The sequence below is a fragment of the Sporolactobacillus putidus genome (assembly GCF_014647035.1).
Taxonomy (GTDB): domain Bacteria; phylum Bacillota; class Bacilli; order Bacillales; family Sporolactobacillaceae; genus Sporolactobacillus; species Sporolactobacillus putidus.
This window is the reverse complement of the sequence record NZ_BMOK01000003.1, coordinates 60,471-77,638: the sequence shown is the minus strand read 5'-3', so window position 1 is coordinate 77,638 and position 17,168 is coordinate 60,471. Positions and strand designations below refer to the sequence as shown.

The 17,168-nt window shown below is 47.6% G+C and carries 18 protein-coding genes; 4 read left to right on the top strand and 14 right to left on the bottom strand.

What is annotated here, in order from left to right; all coding sequences use genetic code 11:
* Positions 1-24: 24 nt before the first annotated feature.
* Complete coding sequence (locus IEX81_RS04505) at positions 25-651, bottom strand: genetic competence negative regulator (RefSeq protein ID WP_188801880.1); 627 nt, start codon at positions 649-651, stop codon at positions 25-27.
* 525 nt (positions 652-1,176) lie between these two features.
* Here IEX81_RS04505 and IEX81_RS04500 point away from each other — a divergent pair.
* The 3 genes from IEX81_RS04500 to IEX81_RS04490 are packed head-to-tail and all read left to right on the top strand — an operon-like array spanning position 1,177 to position 2,279.
* Positions 1,177-1,407, top strand: coding sequence for a spore coat associated protein CotJA (locus IEX81_RS04500; RefSeq protein WP_188801879.1), 231 nt, complete (start codon positions 1,177-1,179; stop codon positions 1,405-1,407).
* Entirely contained in the window at positions 1,404-1,673 is a 270-nt protein-coding gene (locus IEX81_RS04495) for a spore coat protein CotJB (protein ID WP_188801878.1), read from the top strand. Before IEX81_RS04500 ends, IEX81_RS04495 begins: the two co-directional genes overlap by 4 nt.
* Before the next feature lie 36 nt (positions 1,674-1,709).
* Positions 1,710-2,279 (top strand): manganese catalase family protein, encoded by a 570-nt coding sequence (locus IEX81_RS04490; RefSeq protein ID WP_188801877.1) that lies wholly within the window; start codon positions 1,710-1,712, stop codon positions 2,277-2,279.
* Positions 2,280-2,363: 84 nt separating this feature from the next.
* On the opposite strand, the gene IEX81_RS04485 is transcribed toward IEX81_RS04490, so the two are convergent.
* The 4 genes from IEX81_RS04485 to IEX81_RS04470 all read right to left on the bottom strand — a co-directional run bounded on the left by IEX81_RS04485 (position 2,364) and on the right by IEX81_RS04470 (position 5,616).
* On the bottom strand, positions 2,364-2,810 hold the full coding sequence (locus IEX81_RS04485; RefSeq protein WP_188801876.1) for a DUF2663 family protein: 447 nt from the start codon (positions 2,808-2,810) through the stop codon (positions 2,364-2,366).
* A gap of 205 nt (positions 2,811-3,015) precedes the next feature.
* Positions 3,016-4,077 (bottom strand): helicase-related protein, encoded by a 1,062-nt coding sequence (locus IEX81_RS04480; protein ID WP_188801875.1) that lies wholly within the window; start codon positions 4,075-4,077, stop codon positions 3,016-3,018.
* Positions 4,008-4,550, bottom strand: coding sequence for a DEAD/DEAH box helicase (locus IEX81_RS04475; protein ID WP_188801874.1), 543 nt, complete (start codon positions 4,548-4,550; stop codon positions 4,008-4,010). The genes IEX81_RS04480 and IEX81_RS04475 overlap by 70 nt, the downstream gene beginning before the upstream one ends.
* Positions 4,516-5,616, bottom strand: coding sequence for a YpbB family protein (locus tag IEX81_RS04470; protein WP_188801873.1), 1,101 nt, complete (start codon positions 5,614-5,616; stop codon positions 4,516-4,518). Before IEX81_RS04470 ends, IEX81_RS04475 begins: the two co-directional genes overlap by 35 nt.
* Before the next feature lie 175 nt (positions 5,617-5,791).
* Here IEX81_RS04470 and IEX81_RS04465 point away from each other — a divergent pair, with 175 nt between their 5' ends.
* On the top strand, positions 5,792-6,040 hold the full coding sequence (locus IEX81_RS04465) for a ferredoxin (RefSeq protein WP_188801872.1): 249 nt from the start codon (positions 5,792-5,794) through the stop codon (positions 6,038-6,040).
* Between the two features lie 235 nt (positions 6,041-6,275).
* On the opposite strand, the gene IEX81_RS04460 is transcribed toward IEX81_RS04465, so the two are convergent.
* From IEX81_RS04460 to IEX81_RS04420, 9 genes are all read right to left on the bottom strand, one after another.
* Entirely contained in the window at positions 6,276-6,923 is a 648-nt protein-coding gene (locus IEX81_RS04460; protein ID WP_188801871.1) for a bifunctional 2-keto-4-hydroxyglutarate aldolase/2-keto-3-deoxy-6-phosphogluconate aldolase, read from the bottom strand.
* Positions 6,924-6,939: 16 nt separating this feature from the next.
* Positions 6,940-8,577: a dihydroxy-acid dehydratase gene (gene ilvD / locus IEX81_RS04455; RefSeq protein ID WP_188801870.1), complete on the bottom strand. Its 1,638-nt coding sequence runs from the start codon at positions 8,575-8,577 to the stop codon at positions 6,940-6,942.
* 51 nt (positions 8,578-8,628) lie between these two features.
* Complete coding sequence (gene gntK / locus IEX81_RS04450; protein WP_188801869.1) at positions 8,629-10,173, bottom strand: gluconokinase; 1,545 nt, start codon at positions 10,171-10,173, stop codon at positions 8,629-8,631.
* 274 nt (positions 10,174-10,447) lie between these two features.
* Complete coding sequence (locus IEX81_RS04445; protein WP_229727488.1) at positions 10,448-11,131, bottom strand: GntR family transcriptional regulator; 684 nt, start codon at positions 11,129-11,131, stop codon at positions 10,448-10,450.
* A gap of 291 nt (positions 11,132-11,422) precedes the next feature.
* A complete protein-coding gene (locus IEX81_RS04440; RefSeq protein WP_188801867.1) occupies positions 11,423-12,136 on the bottom strand; it encodes a transaldolase in 714 nt (237 codons plus the stop codon).
* Positions 12,137-12,199: 63 nt separating this feature from the next.
* Positions 12,200-13,099 carry a phosphogluconate dehydrogenase (NAD(+)-dependent, decarboxylating) gene (gene gnd, locus IEX81_RS04435; protein ID WP_188801866.1) on the bottom strand — a complete coding sequence of 300 codons (900 nt, stop codon included), beginning with the start codon at positions 13,097-13,099 and terminating at the stop codon, positions 12,200-12,202.
* A gap of 334 nt (positions 13,100-13,433) precedes the next feature.
* Positions 13,434-15,227: an ATP-binding protein gene (locus IEX81_RS04430; protein WP_188801865.1), complete on the bottom strand. Its 1,794-nt coding sequence runs from the start codon at positions 15,225-15,227 to the stop codon at positions 13,434-13,436.
* Positions 15,224-15,946, bottom strand: coding sequence for a response regulator transcription factor (locus IEX81_RS04425; RefSeq protein WP_188801864.1), 723 nt, complete (start codon positions 15,944-15,946; stop codon positions 15,224-15,226). Before IEX81_RS04425 ends, IEX81_RS04430 begins: the two co-directional genes overlap by 4 nt.
* A gap of 389 nt (positions 15,947-16,335) precedes the next feature.
* Positions 16,336-17,070, bottom strand: a complete 735-nt coding sequence (locus IEX81_RS04420) for a pseudouridine synthase (RefSeq protein ID WP_188801863.1) — start codon at positions 17,068-17,070, stop codon at positions 16,336-16,338.
* Between the last annotated feature and the right edge of the window lie 98 nt (positions 17,071-17,168).

Sequence of the window (17,168 nt, the reverse complement as noted above, 5' to 3'; positions counted from 1 at the left end):
GCAGACAATGCAAAGCTCCGTGCGCTAAGCGTGCGGAGCTTCGATAAAATACCGGTAAATTACAGCGACGGCTTCGCCCTCAATCAGGCATTTGCCATATTCGTCAAGACGATGGATCGTAATGGTCGATGTGTCGCCAAACTCGGCCAGAACCGCCACGAGCGTCTCCAGATCCACTTCCGAATCCAACTGGTCTTCATCAAAATGCAAATAATATTTATTTTCGAATAGATACAGGCTTCCTTTTGCAACACCTAAATCATGCAGCGTCTTCGTCAATGTTATGACGTCTTCAAACTGTTCAAACTGATAAAGGACATCCTGACTTTCATCAAGCGTTACCTGCATCTGAATAAAATCATCTTCATCTTCTTCATCGAAATCCTGCCGGTCATCACTGTCGTCCGATGCTCTTCCCTTGGAGACAATCACAACCATTCCTTGAGCAGGCAGGGAAAACACTTCAACATCAATTGGACCGTTTGCCTCGAAGCCAAGTTCATCATCTGCCTCAAGCATCATCTCTCGAAAAAGCTGTTCCACTCTGGGCAAGTCATGCCACATGTCTTCTTTTGTAATGCCCCGCTCTTTGAGATCGTCAAAAGTCAGGAAAATTTTTATCCTGTCGCCATTCAAACGTTCCAATCGCATCGCCAACATCCTCCTTGCCGTCCAGCCAATTCTCTCTGCGCCGCAGACCTTTTTCTTTTATAATATGTTCGCGACACTTTTTCGGTGTCTCCCACGGGTTGCAGCCAAACTTACCTTCAATTGATGATGAAAATTTCAAACAGCCTGTACGTCTTAAAAAGCAGTTGACTTGAGTGTAGTATACAACGCCCGCCGAAAAATGTACATGCTTTTCATCTTCATACCGGCCGGTTCAGCTTTCTTAAGTATTCATCAGACACCGCTCCCGATTTCCGAAGGCAACAGGCACTCGGTGCCAGCAAACGACCCAAAAAACATTATTCCGTCAGAACAGGACAAGAAATAGAATAGTTCTTACTTGTCCTTATACTTAAGTTCCACAATAAGGTGCAGGTTTCCTCTTTTTTAAGGATAAGAAAAGCATGACAAAAATTTTCCTACAAAACATTGCGGGTCTATTGACAAGCCTGCACTGCATATAAGAGTAGCGGCACAATCTTTGTGCAATGAAAGGAGGTTTTCGCTTTGCCTACCTACAGAAAATGGTTCCAGCCTTATGTCGGCCCTTACGACCCTTGCCCGCCGCTTGGAGCTGTCGCCTATGAGACACCCGTTCAGCTGTATCTCGGTTTTCAGCCTGCCGGCATGGAACAGTATTCCCCTGTTCAGGCGCTTTCTTACGGCACCCTCTGGCCAGGCCTTTACACACCTTATACCAATCCATTCAACCCGGTGAATAAGGGGGCCGATTCATGATTCAGCCAAATCAGCCGCCGGAAAACTACTATACGGACTTGCAGGCGCTGCAGGCAATTGATTTCACGCTTGTCGAACTAACCCTTTATTTGGACACACACCCAAACGACCTGGACGCGCTCAGACAGTTTAATTCGACAGCACAAAAAAGTGAAGAGCTGCGTATTTCATTTGAAAAAAAATACGGACCGCTTAGACAATTCGGACACAGTTACTCATCTTATCCGTGGCAATGGAGCAAGCCGCCATGGCCATGGCAAGTGTGAATCGGCGGAAATTCCAAGGAGAGAGGAAGGGGACGCATGTGGTATTATGAAAAAAAGCTTCAGTACCCCGTACGAGTCAGTACATGCAATCCAAAACTTGCCAGATTTCTTATTGAGCAATACGGGGGTGCCGACGGTGAACTCGCTGCCGCCCTCCGGTACCTCAATCAGCGTTATACCATTCCCGACCGCGTCATCGGTCTGCTGAACGACATTGGCACCGAGGAATTCGCCCATCTTGAAATGATCGCGACAATGGTTTATAAACTGACGAAAGACGCAACACCCATTCAGCTGAAAGAGGCAGGACTCGGATCGCATTATGTCAATCATGGCAAATCGCTCTATTATGAAAATGCCGGGGGCGAGAGTTTTACTGTGGCTTATATTCAGTCGAAAGGCGATCCGATTGCTGATCTTTATGAAGATATTGCTGCTGAAGAAAAGGCGAGGTCGACCTATCAATGGATCATCAATGTCTCGGATGATCCGGCGTTGAACGATTCCCTCGGTTTCCTGCGCGAGCGCGAAATTGTCCATTCACAACGTTTTCGTGAAGCAGTGGAACTGATTAAAGAAGAACAAGGCCAGAAAAAGGCATACTGAACGAATGACGGACGGCTGCTTCCGCAAATACAAGAACGGGACAGCTTTTTTCATCAAATCCGTTAAATTTCTTAATCGGCGATCCTACTTATAAAAAAGATTGATTCCTTTTTTTTTAAGGAGAAACTGCATGACCGTGTACCGCGTCGATCCGTCCGGTTCCTTAGGCCATAATTCTTCTCCGCGATCGATCACTTCCTTCCTCAGTTCATCGAAATCATCTTCAGCACTCTCAGATTCACGATGCGTTCTTAAAAAGACAAAAGCCGCAACGAAACTGGCACCTCCGAGCACCCATGAAACAGGGTTATTCAGAAACTGAATAAGTCCGGACAGCGATTCAATTCGGCCCTTCTGAAAAAAGAACATAAACAGGATCAGCCCGCTGGAGCTTAGGATCAGGCACAAACCGTAAAGAGATTCCTTTTTCTTCCAGATCTTCTCCTTTTCTTTCCGCTTCACTAATTCGGTGAGAATCTCGTAAGTCATTCCGGGCAGTGTTCCGATATCCCGAAGTTTCTCAAGTGTCAAAACAGATCACCCCTCCCGCATACTAAACTATGAAAAAAGAAAGCAACTTAGGACATTTCCTCCCTGATTGCCTTTCATTCGTCCGTATACAGGTTTCTCTGCACCATTGCTTCCTAAGATTATAGTTGCCGCAAGGATGTTTTTTTGGAAAGATAAAGAACCTTTCTGATTCTTTGCCGGATGGTTTAGCAGTCATCGGACGGTTTCAATCTCTCGGTCTTCCGACAAGCAGCGTGCTGAGACGTTTCTCCCAATTCAATTCCGGACCGGGGGAGCGCATCTCCGACTGATCCCGCTGAAAATCATCGATGCCAGCTCCGCACCGATCGCAGCACAATGGCGGCTTGTCAGAAAGTTTTTCATCAAAGAACCGCAGATAGGATGCCCGGCGGCACTCTTTTCCGGACATCCAGCTGCGCATTTTACCGAGATCCTCTAGCTGTTCTGTCCGCCTTATACGAATCAGCTGCAGGCACTGGTCCATCAGAGACAGATAGGCCGTACCTTCCCGTTTTGTCCTGACCTGCTCCAGAATAAAGCGGGACGCCGTTTCACCGGCCCCCGCACTTGTCATAATTTCCATAAAACGTTCTTCATCGTCAGGTCGCAGCCGTTCACGGTCCATCCGGCTCAGAACAGTGCGGAGCAAGGCGGCTGTCGGGTAATTACTCTCGATAAAAGCGGCGGGAAGACGGTCGTCCTCCTCAGAATAATACAGCACGGCCAGCCCCTGTCCGCCGTCGCGCGCCGCTCTCCCGATTTCCTGAAGATAGCTATTCAGGCTGCGCGGATAGTGAAAATGAACAACCAGACGCACGTCCGGCTTATTGATCCCCATTCCAAATGCATTTGTACAGCATAAGACATCCAGTTCATGATCAAGAAACTGATTCTGAATTTTTCTCCGATCTTCCGCCAACATGCCTCCATGGTAAAAAGCCGCGCGAACATTCAGTCTCGTTCGGATGATTTCCGCAATTTTTTCGGTCCAGTCCCGACTTGAACAGTAAACAATACCCGGCAGACTGACCTTTTCAATCAGCCGGAGCAGTTGTTCTATTTTTTCTTTACTGCCTTCAACCTTCCGGACAATAAGCGCTATGTTCCGACGATCAACACTCTGCAGCAGCTGCTCGCTCTCATGAAGATGGAGATGACGAATGATATCTTGTCTTACTCTGAAGTCTGCGGTTGCTGTCAGGGCGAGCCGAGCCTTGCCCTGACATCCGAAAGATGAAGATAATCCGGACGAAACTCGTGTCCCCACTGCGAGATGCAGTGAGCCTCGTCCACCACAAACAGTGAAATGCGCACCCGCTCAAGTGCATCAAGAACCGCAGGGCGCCTCAGCATCTCCGGCGAGACAAAGAGAAAACGCAGTCCTGTCAAATGCTCGAGCAGATACTTTTTTTCTTTAGGATGGAGCATGCTGTTCAGGGCACGTACTTTTTTTTCTCCGGCTCGGCGAAGTGAATCTACCTGATCTTCCATTAAGGAAAGAAGAGGAGACACAATCAACACCATTCCCGATAAGATGTAGCCGGGCACCTGATAGCAAAGCGATTTTCCGCTTCCTGTCGGCATCATGGCAAAGACGTCCCGATGATTCAGCAATGCCTGTATCACCTGCTTCTGACCCGGGCGAAAGCTTTTATAACCGAAAATTCTGTACAGAACATCTTCAGCCTGGCGCATTGCGCCCGTTTTATTTTTCATTTGTCCGGGTTTTTCCTTTTCCACCTGCGTCTTCCCCCCATTTCGCCGCATCCTGTGCCAATGCAAGCCGGATTTGGAAGTAACTGGCACGGTCGTGTAGAAGTTCCTTTATTGGTTTTAGCTGCCGTGTCTTTGTCAAGGATATGGCCTCATGAATCAGACGGTTCACCGGTTCAGGCAGATATCGGGCAGTACTGAAACCCGGAACCTTGAGCGCAATTTCGACAATATGATCCTCAATTGTCCCGGAAGACAGTTTTCTCTTTGCTGCTATCATTTTGACCGGCATACCCTCTTTCAAATAGCGGAAAGTCTGTCCTGCCGTCGCAGAAAGCGTACCCCTTCTCGCGTCCTGCAGGCGGCAAAGGTTTGGAAAGTACCCTGGGCTTTCTGACATCCGATGCAGAAGGCGCCTCAGGGCCGATTTAAACAAGAGCTGGCACTCAAAAGCGTCCCGTCTGAGACAATCGGAAAGCTGATTGATCGTCAGCCCGGCCATGCCAAAGCCCGTCATTTGACCAACCAGCATGTCTGCCTCGTCTTTCGGTATTCCTGATAAAAAACCGTGCAGCTCCTCAAATACGCGTTTTGCCAGCATACAGCGATCCAAAGCAGAATTTTTCAGAAAGCGGCGGACGCTTTCGGTTACCGCTCCCTGGCGGGTTACTGGAAGAAAAGCAGATTGCCGGTGTGTCAGTTCGGAGAGAGTCTGGACAGCCAGCTGAAGCTTCAGCCAGAAATCGGTTTCACTGTTTACAGTTTCCGTGAATAAGAGACCGCCTGGGAAGGAGCAGGTTTTTTCCAGCCGCGTCAGTACCTTATGTCCGTCTGAAGTCAGCACATACTTATCCTGACTGCCCTCTTTAGGAGAAATCCATTCTTTTTGCCTGCTTTCTTCTGTCAAACGATTGAAAATCCGGCGATCCATGCTGTCAATTGAGTGGAAAAAAGGTTCTGCATGAAAGAGAAAACTATCCTGAATCGTCTGGGCCGATTTTTTTCCTTTTAATAAATGAAAAATGCCGGATAGCGTTCGTTCACCATTGAATTGCCGAATGAGATAGAGAAACAGATAATAGCGGTACGACAAAGGATTTCCTCCGTTTCCACTCACCCGTGCAGAGTGTTCTTTTTCTCTTATTTTATTCCTTTTCTTTTTCATTTTCGACAATCGTTCAAAATATTCACGTGCCCGTCTCTTGAAAAAAAGACCTGCCTTTCTTACAATAAAGGCTGTATTAAATGTAAGAAGGGATGTTTTACAAGTGGCAAAATATACTATGGTGGATAGAGAAACCTGCATTTCGTGCGGAGCTTGCGGAGCGTCGGCACCCGACTTATTTGATTATGACGATGACGGGCTTGCCTTTTCACTTTTAGATAATAACATGGGGAAACGCTCAGTACCTGATGAATTGCTGGATGATCTGGCTGACGCCTTTGAGGGGTGTCCTACCGAATCGATCCGGATTTCGGACAATCCGTTCACTCTGGAAAAAAGCGGAAAAGCTTGAAATGCGTTCTCTCCGTCCGAATTTTTCTGGGTCTGAACCGGTCATTTTTCCGGAAGTAAACTGTTTTCAATATCTTGTCCGGATTCTTTTAAAAATGGCTTATGCAGCCTGCGACAGACAAACATGAAAAGTCTCAAAAACGGCCGATCGGTCTGTTTTTGAGACTTTTATACTTTCTGATATGATCGTGCTGCCGTCCTGATCAGCATCAGCCTTATCTTTTCTTCAGCAAAGGTCAGACGGCCGAACCGCTTAATACGGAAACTTTCTCAACAAACTTCCTGGCATTCTCTTCTACCACCTTGTAGTCTTCGCCGTTCATTGCTTTCGTCAGCACACTTCCGACGCCCACTGCGAAACTCCCTTCATCTAACCATCGGACAACATTGTCTAAACCCACACCCCCTGTCGGCATCAGGTTGATATTGGGTAGCGGTCCCTTAACACTCTTAATATAATCCGGGCCGGCGACACTTCCCGGAAACACTTTAATCACGTCGGCTCCCGCTCTCAATGCGGAAACCATCTCCGTAATCGTAAAACATCCGGGCAGATAGGGCACCGAGTAGAGGTTGCACGTCTCACAGATTTCCTTCGAAAAATTGGGGCTGACGACAAAAGCCGCTCCGTTCATGATCGCAAGTCTGGCCGTCTCAGCATCAAGCACGGTGCCTGCTCCGATCAATGCATGAACGTCTTCGTTTGAGAGCTTCTGAAGCACGCGCAAACTGTTCGGTGTTGTAAATGTCACTTCTATGGCTTTAATTCCGCCCCTGATACACGCTCTGGAAATTTCACAAGCCTCTTCAGCACTGCGGCCGCGAATAACGGCAACAATTTTGCTGCTTTTAATCTCCTGAAGAACTTCATACTTTTTTAACACGGAAAAGCCTCCCTTTTTATATCGTACGCACGGCGCCTTGAGCGGCTGATGCTGTGCTGGATGAGTACAGTTTTAAAAATCGGCTCGCTTCTTTTGTCAATTGAGCGAGATGTTCTTTTCTTTTCCGAAGCTCATCTTCAGGTACATCGAGGGAAATTGAGCGCGCTGGTACATCGATATGAATCACGTCCCCATCTCTGACCAGAGCCAGAATCCCTCCCTCCGCTGCTTCCGGGCTCATATACCCAATGGACAATCCAGCTGAGGCGCCTGAAAAACGGCCGTCCGTGATTAAAGCGATCCGCTTATACCTGGCGAGTATTTCTGTGCATCGGTGCAGTTCCCGCATACCCGGTCCGCCTTTAGGTCCTTCGTAGCGAATGACGACGGCATCGTTCTCGGCAATTCTGCCGGCCGTATAGGCTTCCTGAAATTCTTCTTCCGAATTGAAAACGCGTGCCGGACCAGAAAACACCATTAATTCTTCCGGCACCGCGGACTGTTTGATTAGTGCACCCTGACTGGCCAGATTACCTTTCAATACGGCAATCCCCCCCTCCCTTTCCAGAGGGAGATTCAGAGAATGAATAATTTCGCGGTCCAGAACTTTCGCGCCGGCAATGTTTTCAGAGACGGACCTGCCCGTCACAGTAAGCGCATCCATTTTTAGAAGAGGGGAAAGTTCTTTCATCAGTGCCGGCATTCCCCCGGCACGCTGCAGGTCATTTGTCGTATAGTCATTGTTGTTCGGCGTAACACCTGCAATAAATGGAACACGGCGGCTGATCTGATCAAAGAGATCGAGCGGAAGATCGACCCCTGCTTCACGGGCGATCGCCGGAAGATGCAGGCAGGCATTCAGTGAACCGCCCATGGCCAGCAAAACGGAAATCGCGTTGCTGAACGCGTCCGGCGTCATAATGTCACGCGGCCTGATTCCTGAGTCAACCAGCTGTACAATCTGCCTTCCCGCTTCTTCAGCCGAGTCCAGCTGTTCATCGGAAAGCGCTCTCATCCATGATGTGTTTGGAAGAGCCATGCCAAGCGCTTCAGACAGTCCCTGCATTGTATTTGCCGTGCCGAGAAACGGACAGGCGCCTGCGCATGGATAATATTTATTTGTCGTTTCGACAAGCCCTTTTTCGTCAAGCTTGCCCGCCAAAAATTGCTGCCTCGCCGCCTTGGATTCTTTCGGTTTGATATAGTTCGGCATGACTCCGCCGAGGACGGTCAGGCTCGGAAGGTTCAGACGCGCGGCTGCCATCAGCATGCCGGGCACGATTTTATCACATGAGCTGAGCACCACCATCCCATCAAAAATTTCATGGGCTTTCACCATTGTTTCAACGCTGTCGGCAATAATGTCCCGGCTTGGAAGTGAATATTTCATTCCGTCATGGCCTTGGGCGATTCCGTCGCAAACGGCGATCGTATTAAATTCAAGCGGAAGGCCGCCCGCCTCTCTGACACCTTTCTTTACCCGGTCGGCCAATTGTCTGAGATGAACATGGCCCGGCACGATTTCATTCCATGAATTGGCGATCGCTATAATCGGACGATCCATTTTATCGTAATCCACACCGCACGAGCAAAGATGTCCCTTCAAAATAGCTCTTGTATAAGGCTTAATTGTTGATAAGTGATTTTGTTTCATTGTTTCCACCGCTTCCCTTTTTTTCTTAGACCACCGGCACTGAAGCTCTTATTATTCTTTGAATAAGGCCCGCTGAAATGCCGCGATATCGCTCCATTCCTCCTCCAGTTTCCGTGAAAGACGAATAAAGATTGGGAAAAGCTGTTCATAAATCACGACGTTTTCCTTGATCGGCACATGCCGATGAATGGCGCCTACCATATCAGAAACCACCGAGAGCGAGTCCGCTTCTCCCGTTGCATGCAGCCCCAGCACTGCGGCTCCGAGGCAGGAACTTTCGAAGCTTTCCGGCACACTGACTGGCTGATTGAAAATATCGGCCATCATCTGGCGCCAGAGCGGGGAACGGGCAAATCCCCCTGTTGCCTGTATTTTTCTGGGTTCACCGGTTTGCTCCCGCATGGCAAGCAGCACACTGTACAAGTTGAAAATAATCCCCTCAAGTACAGAGCGAATCATATGCTGTTTTTGATGGTGCAAAGTCAGTCCGAAAAAAGCGCCGCGGGCATTCGGATTCCAGAGAGGCGCACGTTCGCCGCTGAAATAAGGCTGAAAAATCAGACCGTCCGACCCTGGGCTGACGCGTTCGGCCATCTTGGTCAGCACGTCATAAGGATTGATTCCGAGCCGCTTTGCTGTTTCAACTTCAGAAGCGGCAAATTCGTCCTTCGCCCACCGCAGAACACCGCCGCCATTATTTACGGGGCCGCCAACCACCCACATTTTGTCGGTAAGCTCGTAGCAAAAAAGTCTTCCCTTTGGATCGGTCTTCGGCTGATCGATGACGGTTCGTATCGCTCCGCTTGTTCCAATTGTCACCGCCACGACTCCGGGCTGTATGGCGTCTACGCCCAGGTTGGAAAGCACCCCGTCACTCGCTCCGATCACGAACGGAGTATCGGTCTTAAGATTCATCTGCTCCGAAAATGTCCGATCCATGCCTGTCAGGATATAAGTGGTCGGAACAAGTTCGGACAGACGCTCCGGTGTAATCCCGGCTATTTCCAGCGCTTCCCGGTCCCAGTCCAGATGAGCCAGATTCAGCAGGCCGGTACATGAGGCGATCGAATAGTCAATGACATACCGGCCAAACAGCTTGTGAAAGACATATTCCTTTATAGAGATAAACTTGGCTGCCCTGGAAAAAATCTCAGGGTTCTCGTGACGCAGCCAAAGCAATTTGGTTATCGGAGACATCGGATGAATAGGCGTTCCTGTCCTCAAGTAAATCGCATGACCGCCCATTTCGTTTTTCAGCCGCCTGCTCCAGTCCACGCTGCGGTTATCCGCCCAGGTCATGCATCTCATCAGCGGTTTTCCGTCAGCATCCACCGGTATCACGCCGTGCATCGCGCAACTGAATGAAACAAACTTCACACTCTCAGAAGAAACCCCGGATTTGCTGATCGCATTTTTCACAGCGCTTAGCACAGCCTGAAAAATTTCTTCCGGATCCTGCTCGGCGATCAGAGCAGTCGGCGTATAAAGCGGATAACCCTGGTTATCATGCGACACAACTTTTCCGCTTGTTTCGTAGAGTACGGCCTTAGTACTCGTCGTTCCAATATCGACACCGATCATATAAGATTTTTTCATCGTAAACACCCTTTTTTATGAATTTATACTTAGTAAAATGTCTGCTCATTTCATTCAGATGATGAAAAAAGATTGATTTATAAGTCAATGCACGAAACCCTGCCGTCTTTTGCAAGCCCCAAAAGTAAAGCGCTTACGTAATTGTTATTAATGACAGCGGTTTCATAAATGATGAATTTTAGACCTTTCTTCTCTTTTGTCTACTTGTCGACAACTTTTTTTGTTTCAAATAAGCCCTTTGCATTAAAAACCATTTTTATGCGTGCTTCTCTATTTACTCACTCGGCGGAAAAGCCTTGTTTAGAGTCTGTTTTGAATCGGAGAAGTACTCTTGAACCGATTTTTCGATGGCGGCCTGCTGTTTCGTCTGCAACCCTCTTATGATCTTTCGATGTTTTTCGATCACCCATTCGACGTGATCATCTCCGTGTGAAAACACCTCTTCCGTCGTCACGAGAATAACCGCCATCACAAGATGCCGAAGGCCGTTCCAAAGATTCAATATTCGCATGTGATTGGTCTTGATAATGATCGTTTCATGGAATGTCAGATCCTGATAGGCAAACTCGCTTTGATTCTGATACTTGAGCGCCAGTTCCATTTGATCGACAATCTGATTCAGCGTCAATACAAGATTCTCAAGATTTTGCTCCGGAATTCGCTGTTGGGCGAAACTTTCGATGAGATAGCGTACATCATATAATTCCTGTATATCCTTCAAATCAAGGCCTAACACAACCGCCCCCATCCGTTCCAGATTAATCAGCCCGTCGGCAGACAGCGCCTTCATCGCATCGCGGACCGGCGACCTGCTGGTTCCAAAGTCTTTGGCGATCTTGTTTTCAGACAAAATACTGCCCGGTTTAATCTCGCCACTGACAATCCGCAGTCTAAGAACATTGGCGATACGCTCTCCTAGAGAAGCGCCTTTCATCCATAGTGGGGGAAATTGCATGATCAGGTCTCCTATTTCAAATGAATTCAGGGGGATGCTCTGCAGATGGAACAACACCTGTGTACATTTACCGTCGAAAGCGGTTTTTTTTAACAATAAGCCTGAATAAGCATTCGAGGGTACATGTTACATAATACAGTAAATTTACGTATGATGTAAGCATTTCCACCAAAAATTCACTTGTTTTTCGGAAAAAGACACCTGGAAACAATCTATTTTTAAAAGATCAAGCGTGCGGCTGCACTTTCAAAATAAGAAGGAAACAGCTGGATTTTAGAAAAAATTTTAATAAAATTACAGAATCGAATAGCCAAGCGCCTGAATGTCTTTATTGAAGCCTTTGACCGTGTCGAGCGACACCTGCTCGAGCGGCTTGCCGACTTTCTTCAGTTTCCCGACAATTTCCGGCGTGCAGGTGATGATGTCGACGCCGAGCCGGTCCGCCTCATAGACGTTGAACAGTTCGCGCGAGCTGGCCCAGAGCAGGTTTGCGCCTTTTTTCGACCGGCAGATCGCGACGGATTTTTTCATGTACGGAATCGGGTCGCGCCCTGTGTCGGCGATCCGGCCGGCAAAGACGGAGACAATGTTCTCCACTTCCGGGTTCAGTGCCTCGACCGTCGCCTCGACCTGCTCCGTCGTTAGAATCGCCGTTACATTCAGTGAATAGCCTTTGGCTTCCAGCTTGCGGATCAGTGGGATGGACGATTCGCCCTTCGTGTTCGTGATCGGAATCTTGATGAAGACATTCGGGCCGAAGGAATGGATTTTCTCCGCCTCTTTTTCCATCGTCTCGAAATCGTCCGCGAACACTTCAAAGGACAGCGGCAGATCAGGAATCTCTTCAACCACTTCCTGGGCGAAGGCGACATAGTCTGTGACGCCCGCCTTCTTCATCAGGCTCGGATTGGTCGTGAAGCCCGAGACAAAACCGGACTGATAGGCGGAGAGCATGTCGCTCAGCACGGCACCGTCCGCGTAGATTTTCACTTTCAGATTGTTATCCATTCGAAATCCCTCCATCTGCTTAATAATGAAATTGTGATGTGAGCTCTCTAAAAAATCTGTCCATTAAATTTTGACAACCGGATGGCCGCCAAATTCATTTCGCAAAGCCGCAACAACTTTACCGGTAAACGTATCGCTTTCAAGCGAGCGGTAACGCATAATCAACGCAAGAGCGATCACCGGTGTGGACGCTTTCAGATCAATCGCCGTCTCAACCGTCCACTGCCCTTCCCCTGACGATTCCATTACACCGCTGATATGTTCAAGGTTGTTATCTTTGGAAAAAGCATCTTCCAGTAATTCAACGAGCCAGCTCCTGATGACAGAACCATGGTTCCAGACTTTCGCGACCGCCTGATTGTCAAAGTTGAACCGGCTTTTATCCAGAACTTCGAAACCCTCCGCCAGGGATTCCATCATACCGTATTCAATGCCGTTGTGAACCATTTTCAGGAAATGGCCGCTCCCGGATTCCCCTGTATATAAATAGCCATCCGGAACGGTGACAGCTTTGAACAAAGGCTCGACAAAATCAAATGTTTTCCTATCGCCGCCCACCATCAGACACGCACCTTTTCTTGCTCCCTCCATACCGCCTGAAGTCCCGACATCCAAAAAAGATACGCCGATCTGCTGAAACAGCTTATAGTTCTTAATTGAGTCTGTGTACTTTGAATTGCCGCCGTCCAAAACAATATCACCTTCGTCAAGGCAACTCAGGAGCTTTTTTACCGTTTCTTCCGTCGGTTTTCCGGCCGGTACCATAAGCCAGAGAACTCTGGGTTTCTTTAAGTGACGAATCAATTCATCCAATTTAATAAAACAGGCAACATTTTCTTTGTCTTTTAATTGATGAACGGCTTGCTCGGAAATGTCGAAGGCTTTAACATGAAAACCATGTTCAGACATATTCAAAGTCAGATTCTGCCCCATTTTTCCTAAACCGATCATGCCTATTTCCATTTACAACACCCCATTCAAACAGCGATCTTTTAATCAATTTGTATACTTGTCGACAAGTTAAAACTGATTGACTCTTTGCAAACGTCCGCAAAATTCACTAATAAAACACACAACAACAGACAACTACAATTCTATCCGTTGAACGTTTTACGAAAACCTTATACGTTCAATTATAACTAGCATCGAACCGACATGAAAACCCTTACATTTTATTTACGACCTAATCATAATCAATGAAACGCGATCTGTCAAGAGACGGATTTAAAAAAGTGGGTGCGAACCAAGGTTTTTCGAAAGAACCAGCCTTATGACTGGAAACTCCGGAGATGGCGATTCAGGATAAGACATTTTGCGTGAAAGGAAGGGTAAAACGAAAAGTCGTTCCCTCCCCCTTCCTGCTGTTCACACTGATCTCGCCACCGTGTGCCTCAATAATATGTTTCGCAATCGAAAGTCCCAGTCCGGTTCCGGACTTTCCTCTCGTTCTCGCTTTATCTTCTTTGTAGAAGCGTTCGAAAACAAAAGGAAGATCCTTTTTAGAAATGCCTGTCCCTGTATCCCGCACACGAACAACCACCTGTTCCTCTTCCAGACTGACACCGACGTTAACCGCCCCGCCCTTTTTCGTATGCCGGATTGCGTTATCGATTAAGTTGGTTAAGACTTGTTCAATACGGTCGGGATCAAGCTCAAAACGCATACTCTCGCTAATCTTCGTCTCCATATTCAGGCTGATTCCCGTTTCTTTGGCCAGATTGTTGAACTTATACACTGCGTGGCCGAGAAAATCGGCAAGCGGAACTTCTTTCTTATCGAGCTGAAAGTGTCCGGCCTCAAGTTTGGCGAGATCCAGAAGTTCGCTTACGAGACGTCCCATCCGCTTTGATTCATCCAGAATAATCTGCGCCATATCTTTTTTTTCCTGTTCCGTCTGGGCGATATCATCAATGATCGCTTCGCTGTATCCTTGCATCATGGCAATCGGCGTGCGCAGTTCATGGCTGACATTGGCAATAAACCCTGTTTTCATTTGATCGATGTGGCGTTCTTCAGTCATGTCGCGAAGCACGGCAACTGCCCCGCGCACTCTGTCCTGATCATAGAGCGGTGTCATGATCACCACCCAGAAATAGCCTTGCGAGCTCACCTCATGAATTTTCTGCCTGCCTTCTGCGGCCACTTCCTGAAACAAGTTGGTCAGGACATCCGGTGCCTGCGTCGTGTTGTCTGTCTCAGCACTCTGTTCGAAGTTCCATGAGCGGAGAAAACGGTCGGCCGGCGGATTGCTCGTCAGAATCCTGCCCTGATCATCAAGCATCAGAACGCCGTCCGCCATATTATTTACAATTCCGGACAGCTGCTCCTTCTCCTGATTCAGTGCCGTCATATTGGTCTTCAGTTTTTTTCTCATATTATTGAAAGCAACGGCAAGTTCGCCGACTTCGTCACGCGTTACGACCGGAACATTGATGTCAAAGTTCCCAAGTGCGACCTGAAGAGCTGCTGTTCGCATTTTTCTGAGCGGCGCACCAATTCGTGTTGAAAGAAAGAATGCAAAGAAAGTGGTTAAAATAATCGCAATACCCACACTGATATAAATCAGCTTATCTGATTGATTCATAGTATTCTGAGCAACCTGCAGCGGCTGAAAGACGTAGACAGCCCCCCGGGCTCCGGACTTCATCTGAAGCGGGACTCCGACAATCATCAGCCGTTCGCTCGTTTCACGGCCATTAACGCTAACTGTGAAACTGCTTTGCCTGGCTACACGCTGGTTGCCGTTAAGTGCTTTTTTGAGAACTGTATCCGATTCCAAAAAACGGCGGCTCAAATTCGGAAGACCGTCAGCCTCAGGAGAATGCCAGTAACTGTTGCCGGAGATTACCGCACTTCCAGCCGAGTAGACATCGACAATGTCCGAAATCGATGACCACGCCGCCGAACCGCCGTTTGATTTTTCCACGATCTGCACAATTTTATTTCCTATTTTTTCCAATTGAAGTTCGGCTTGCAATAGGTTATTATTCTCAAAAAGCTGAAGCAGAAGAATCGTCAGAAAAAGCAGGACAATGGTTACAAGCGCAATGATTGTCGCCCATAATTTTCCAATAATGCTTCGCCAGATCATCCCTCTGTCTCTACCTCGATTTTATAGCCGACACCCCATACGGTCACAATCATGTTCGCCGCTTCCTCGGATATATGGTTTAGTTTTTCCCTCAAACGCTTGACGTGCGTATCTACGGTCCTCAAATCCCCGAAGAACTCATAATTCCAGACATCTTTAAGCAGCTGTTCCCGTGAGAAAACTTTGTCGGGATTTTGCGACAGATAATACAAAAGCTCATATTCCTTTGGTGTCAGATTGACCTCCTGATTATCAACCTTCACACGATGCGCATCGTGATCAATCATCAGGTGAGGAAAAACAATGATGTTTTTCGCCGTTGTGTCCGTTTCAAAAAATTTTGTCTTGGACGAGCGCCGCAAAAGAGCCTTTACCCTGAGTACAACTTCCCGGGGGCTGAAAGGCTTCACAATATAGTCATCGGAACCCACCTCAAAACCCTGGACGCGGTTGGCTTCTTCACCCTTCGCGGTAAGCATGATCACCGGTGTCGCCTTGGATTCACGAAGCTTTTCGCAAACCTCGATACCGTCCATACCCGGCAGCATAAGGTCAAGAATAATTAAGTCGTAATCTTTGTCCAGGGCTGATTTCAAGGCAAGTTCACCGTCGCCGGCTTCATCAATCTGATAACCTTCCCTTTCAAGATACATTTTTAAAAGTTTGCGTATTCTTTCCTCATCGTCAACGACTAAAATCGCCGCTTTCTTCTCTTCCATCCCATGATCCTCCCTTGTTCCGTCAACCGTGCTCTTTAGTCTCTATATTACTGTGGCCGCCAAAAAGCTAATGAATCAAAAAGGCTGTTCACCGCATCTCTATTTCACATGCATGTATCGGACAAGCATTAAATTCAATAAGACGATGCTGATCAAAGTGCCATTTTTTCAGCGAACCTGCACTTGAAAAGCTGCCTACTCCTGAAGTACCGGAAAAATCCGTTATTAATTTTTATATGTGTCAATCCTATGTCTTATTTTAAACAATTTCATTAAAAAAAACAGCCTTCCGGACCAAATAGTTTCTTCTACTGTTTCATATTCTTTTAAATCAAGCCGAAAAAAATGCATCTGTTCGCAAAAAAAGAAAAAAACAAGCGGCAGACAGTCTACAGAGGCTGCTGCTTCGTATTGACCAGATGGTACAGCGTTTTGATTTCATGCGGCTTCAGCGGCCTTCCATCCCCAGGGTGAAGCCCGTCCAAACTCAGAAACCCATAACGCTCTCTTTTTAATTTTTTGACTGTGATGTCCAACGCAGAAAACATTCGGCGCACCTGACGATTGCGCCCTTCGTGAATCGTCAGCCGTACCGAAGCCGATCCTTTTTCCCGGTCACTTGTTACCATTTGTACTTTGGCCTTCGCCGTCATGCCGTCCTCAAGAAGTACGCCTGAAACCAATAAACGCAATTGTTCGGCCGTTGGGACCGGACTGACTCTTGCTATGTATGTTTTGTCTATTTCAAAGCTGGGATGCATCAGTTTGTTGGCTAATGTTCCATCATTCGTCAGCAGTATGGCGCCGGACGTGTCATAGTCGAGACGGCCGACGGGAAACAGCCGCTGCGGAACCTGTTTAAAAAAGTCGACGACCGTAGTTCTGTTCCGGTCGTCTTTCACACTCGAAATAACGCCTGTCGGTTTGTAAAGCAAGAAATAGACGAGTTCTTCTTTATCAATGGGAATCCCGTCTATCGTAATTTCATCGCTGGCCGATACTTTCGTTCCAAGTACCGTCACTGTTTGCCCGTTGAGCTTGACTCGGCCGGCTGCAATCAACTGTTCCGCCTTTCTTCTTGACGCAGCGCCTGACTGAGCAATCACTTTCTGCAATCGTTCCATCATTTCACCTCAGCAATATCATAACGCCGGCGGAAACTTTTCTCAAGTTTCAATCTTTGTTCACTCTTTTGGACCGTATTTACTTTAGAATATGTTGT

Bases quoted from the DNA above. Each gene is read 5' to 3' on its own strand.
- IEX81_RS04430 (WP_188801865.1), bottom strand. From the start codon at position 15,227: ATGATCTGGCGAAGCATTATTGGAAAATTATGGGCGACAATCATTGCG.
- IEX81_RS04490 (WP_188801877.1), top strand. From the start codon at position 1,710: ATGTGGTATTATGAAAAAAAGCTTCAGTACCCCGTACGAGTCAGTACA.
- IEX81_RS04505 (WP_188801880.1), bottom strand. From the start codon at position 651: ATGCGATTGGAACGTTTGAATGGCGACAGGATAAAAATTTTCCTGACT.
- IEX81_RS04495 (WP_188801878.1), top strand. From the start codon at position 1,404: ATGATTCAGCCAAATCAGCCGCCGGAAAACTACTATACGGACTTGCAG.
- IEX81_RS04420 (WP_188801863.1), bottom strand. From the start codon at position 17,070: ATGGAACGATTGCAGAAAGTGATTGCTCAGTCAGGCGCTGCGTCAAGA.
- IEX81_RS04425 (WP_188801864.1), bottom strand. From the start codon at position 15,946: ATGGAAGAGAAGAAAGCGGCGATTTTAGTCGTTGACGATGAGGAAAGA.
- gntK (WP_188801869.1), bottom strand. From the start codon at position 10,173: ATGAAAAAATCTTATATGATCGGTGTCGATATTGGAACGACGAGTACT.
- ilvD (WP_188801870.1), bottom strand. From the start codon at position 8,577: ATGAAACAAAATCACTTATCAACAATTAAGCCTTATACAAGAGCTATT.
- IEX81_RS04440 (WP_188801867.1), bottom strand. From the start codon at position 12,136: ATGGATAACAATCTGAAAGTGAAAATCTACGCGGACGGTGCCGTGCTG.
- gnd (WP_188801866.1), bottom strand. From the start codon at position 13,099: ATGGAAATAGGCATGATCGGTTTAGGAAAAATGGGGCAGAATCTGACT.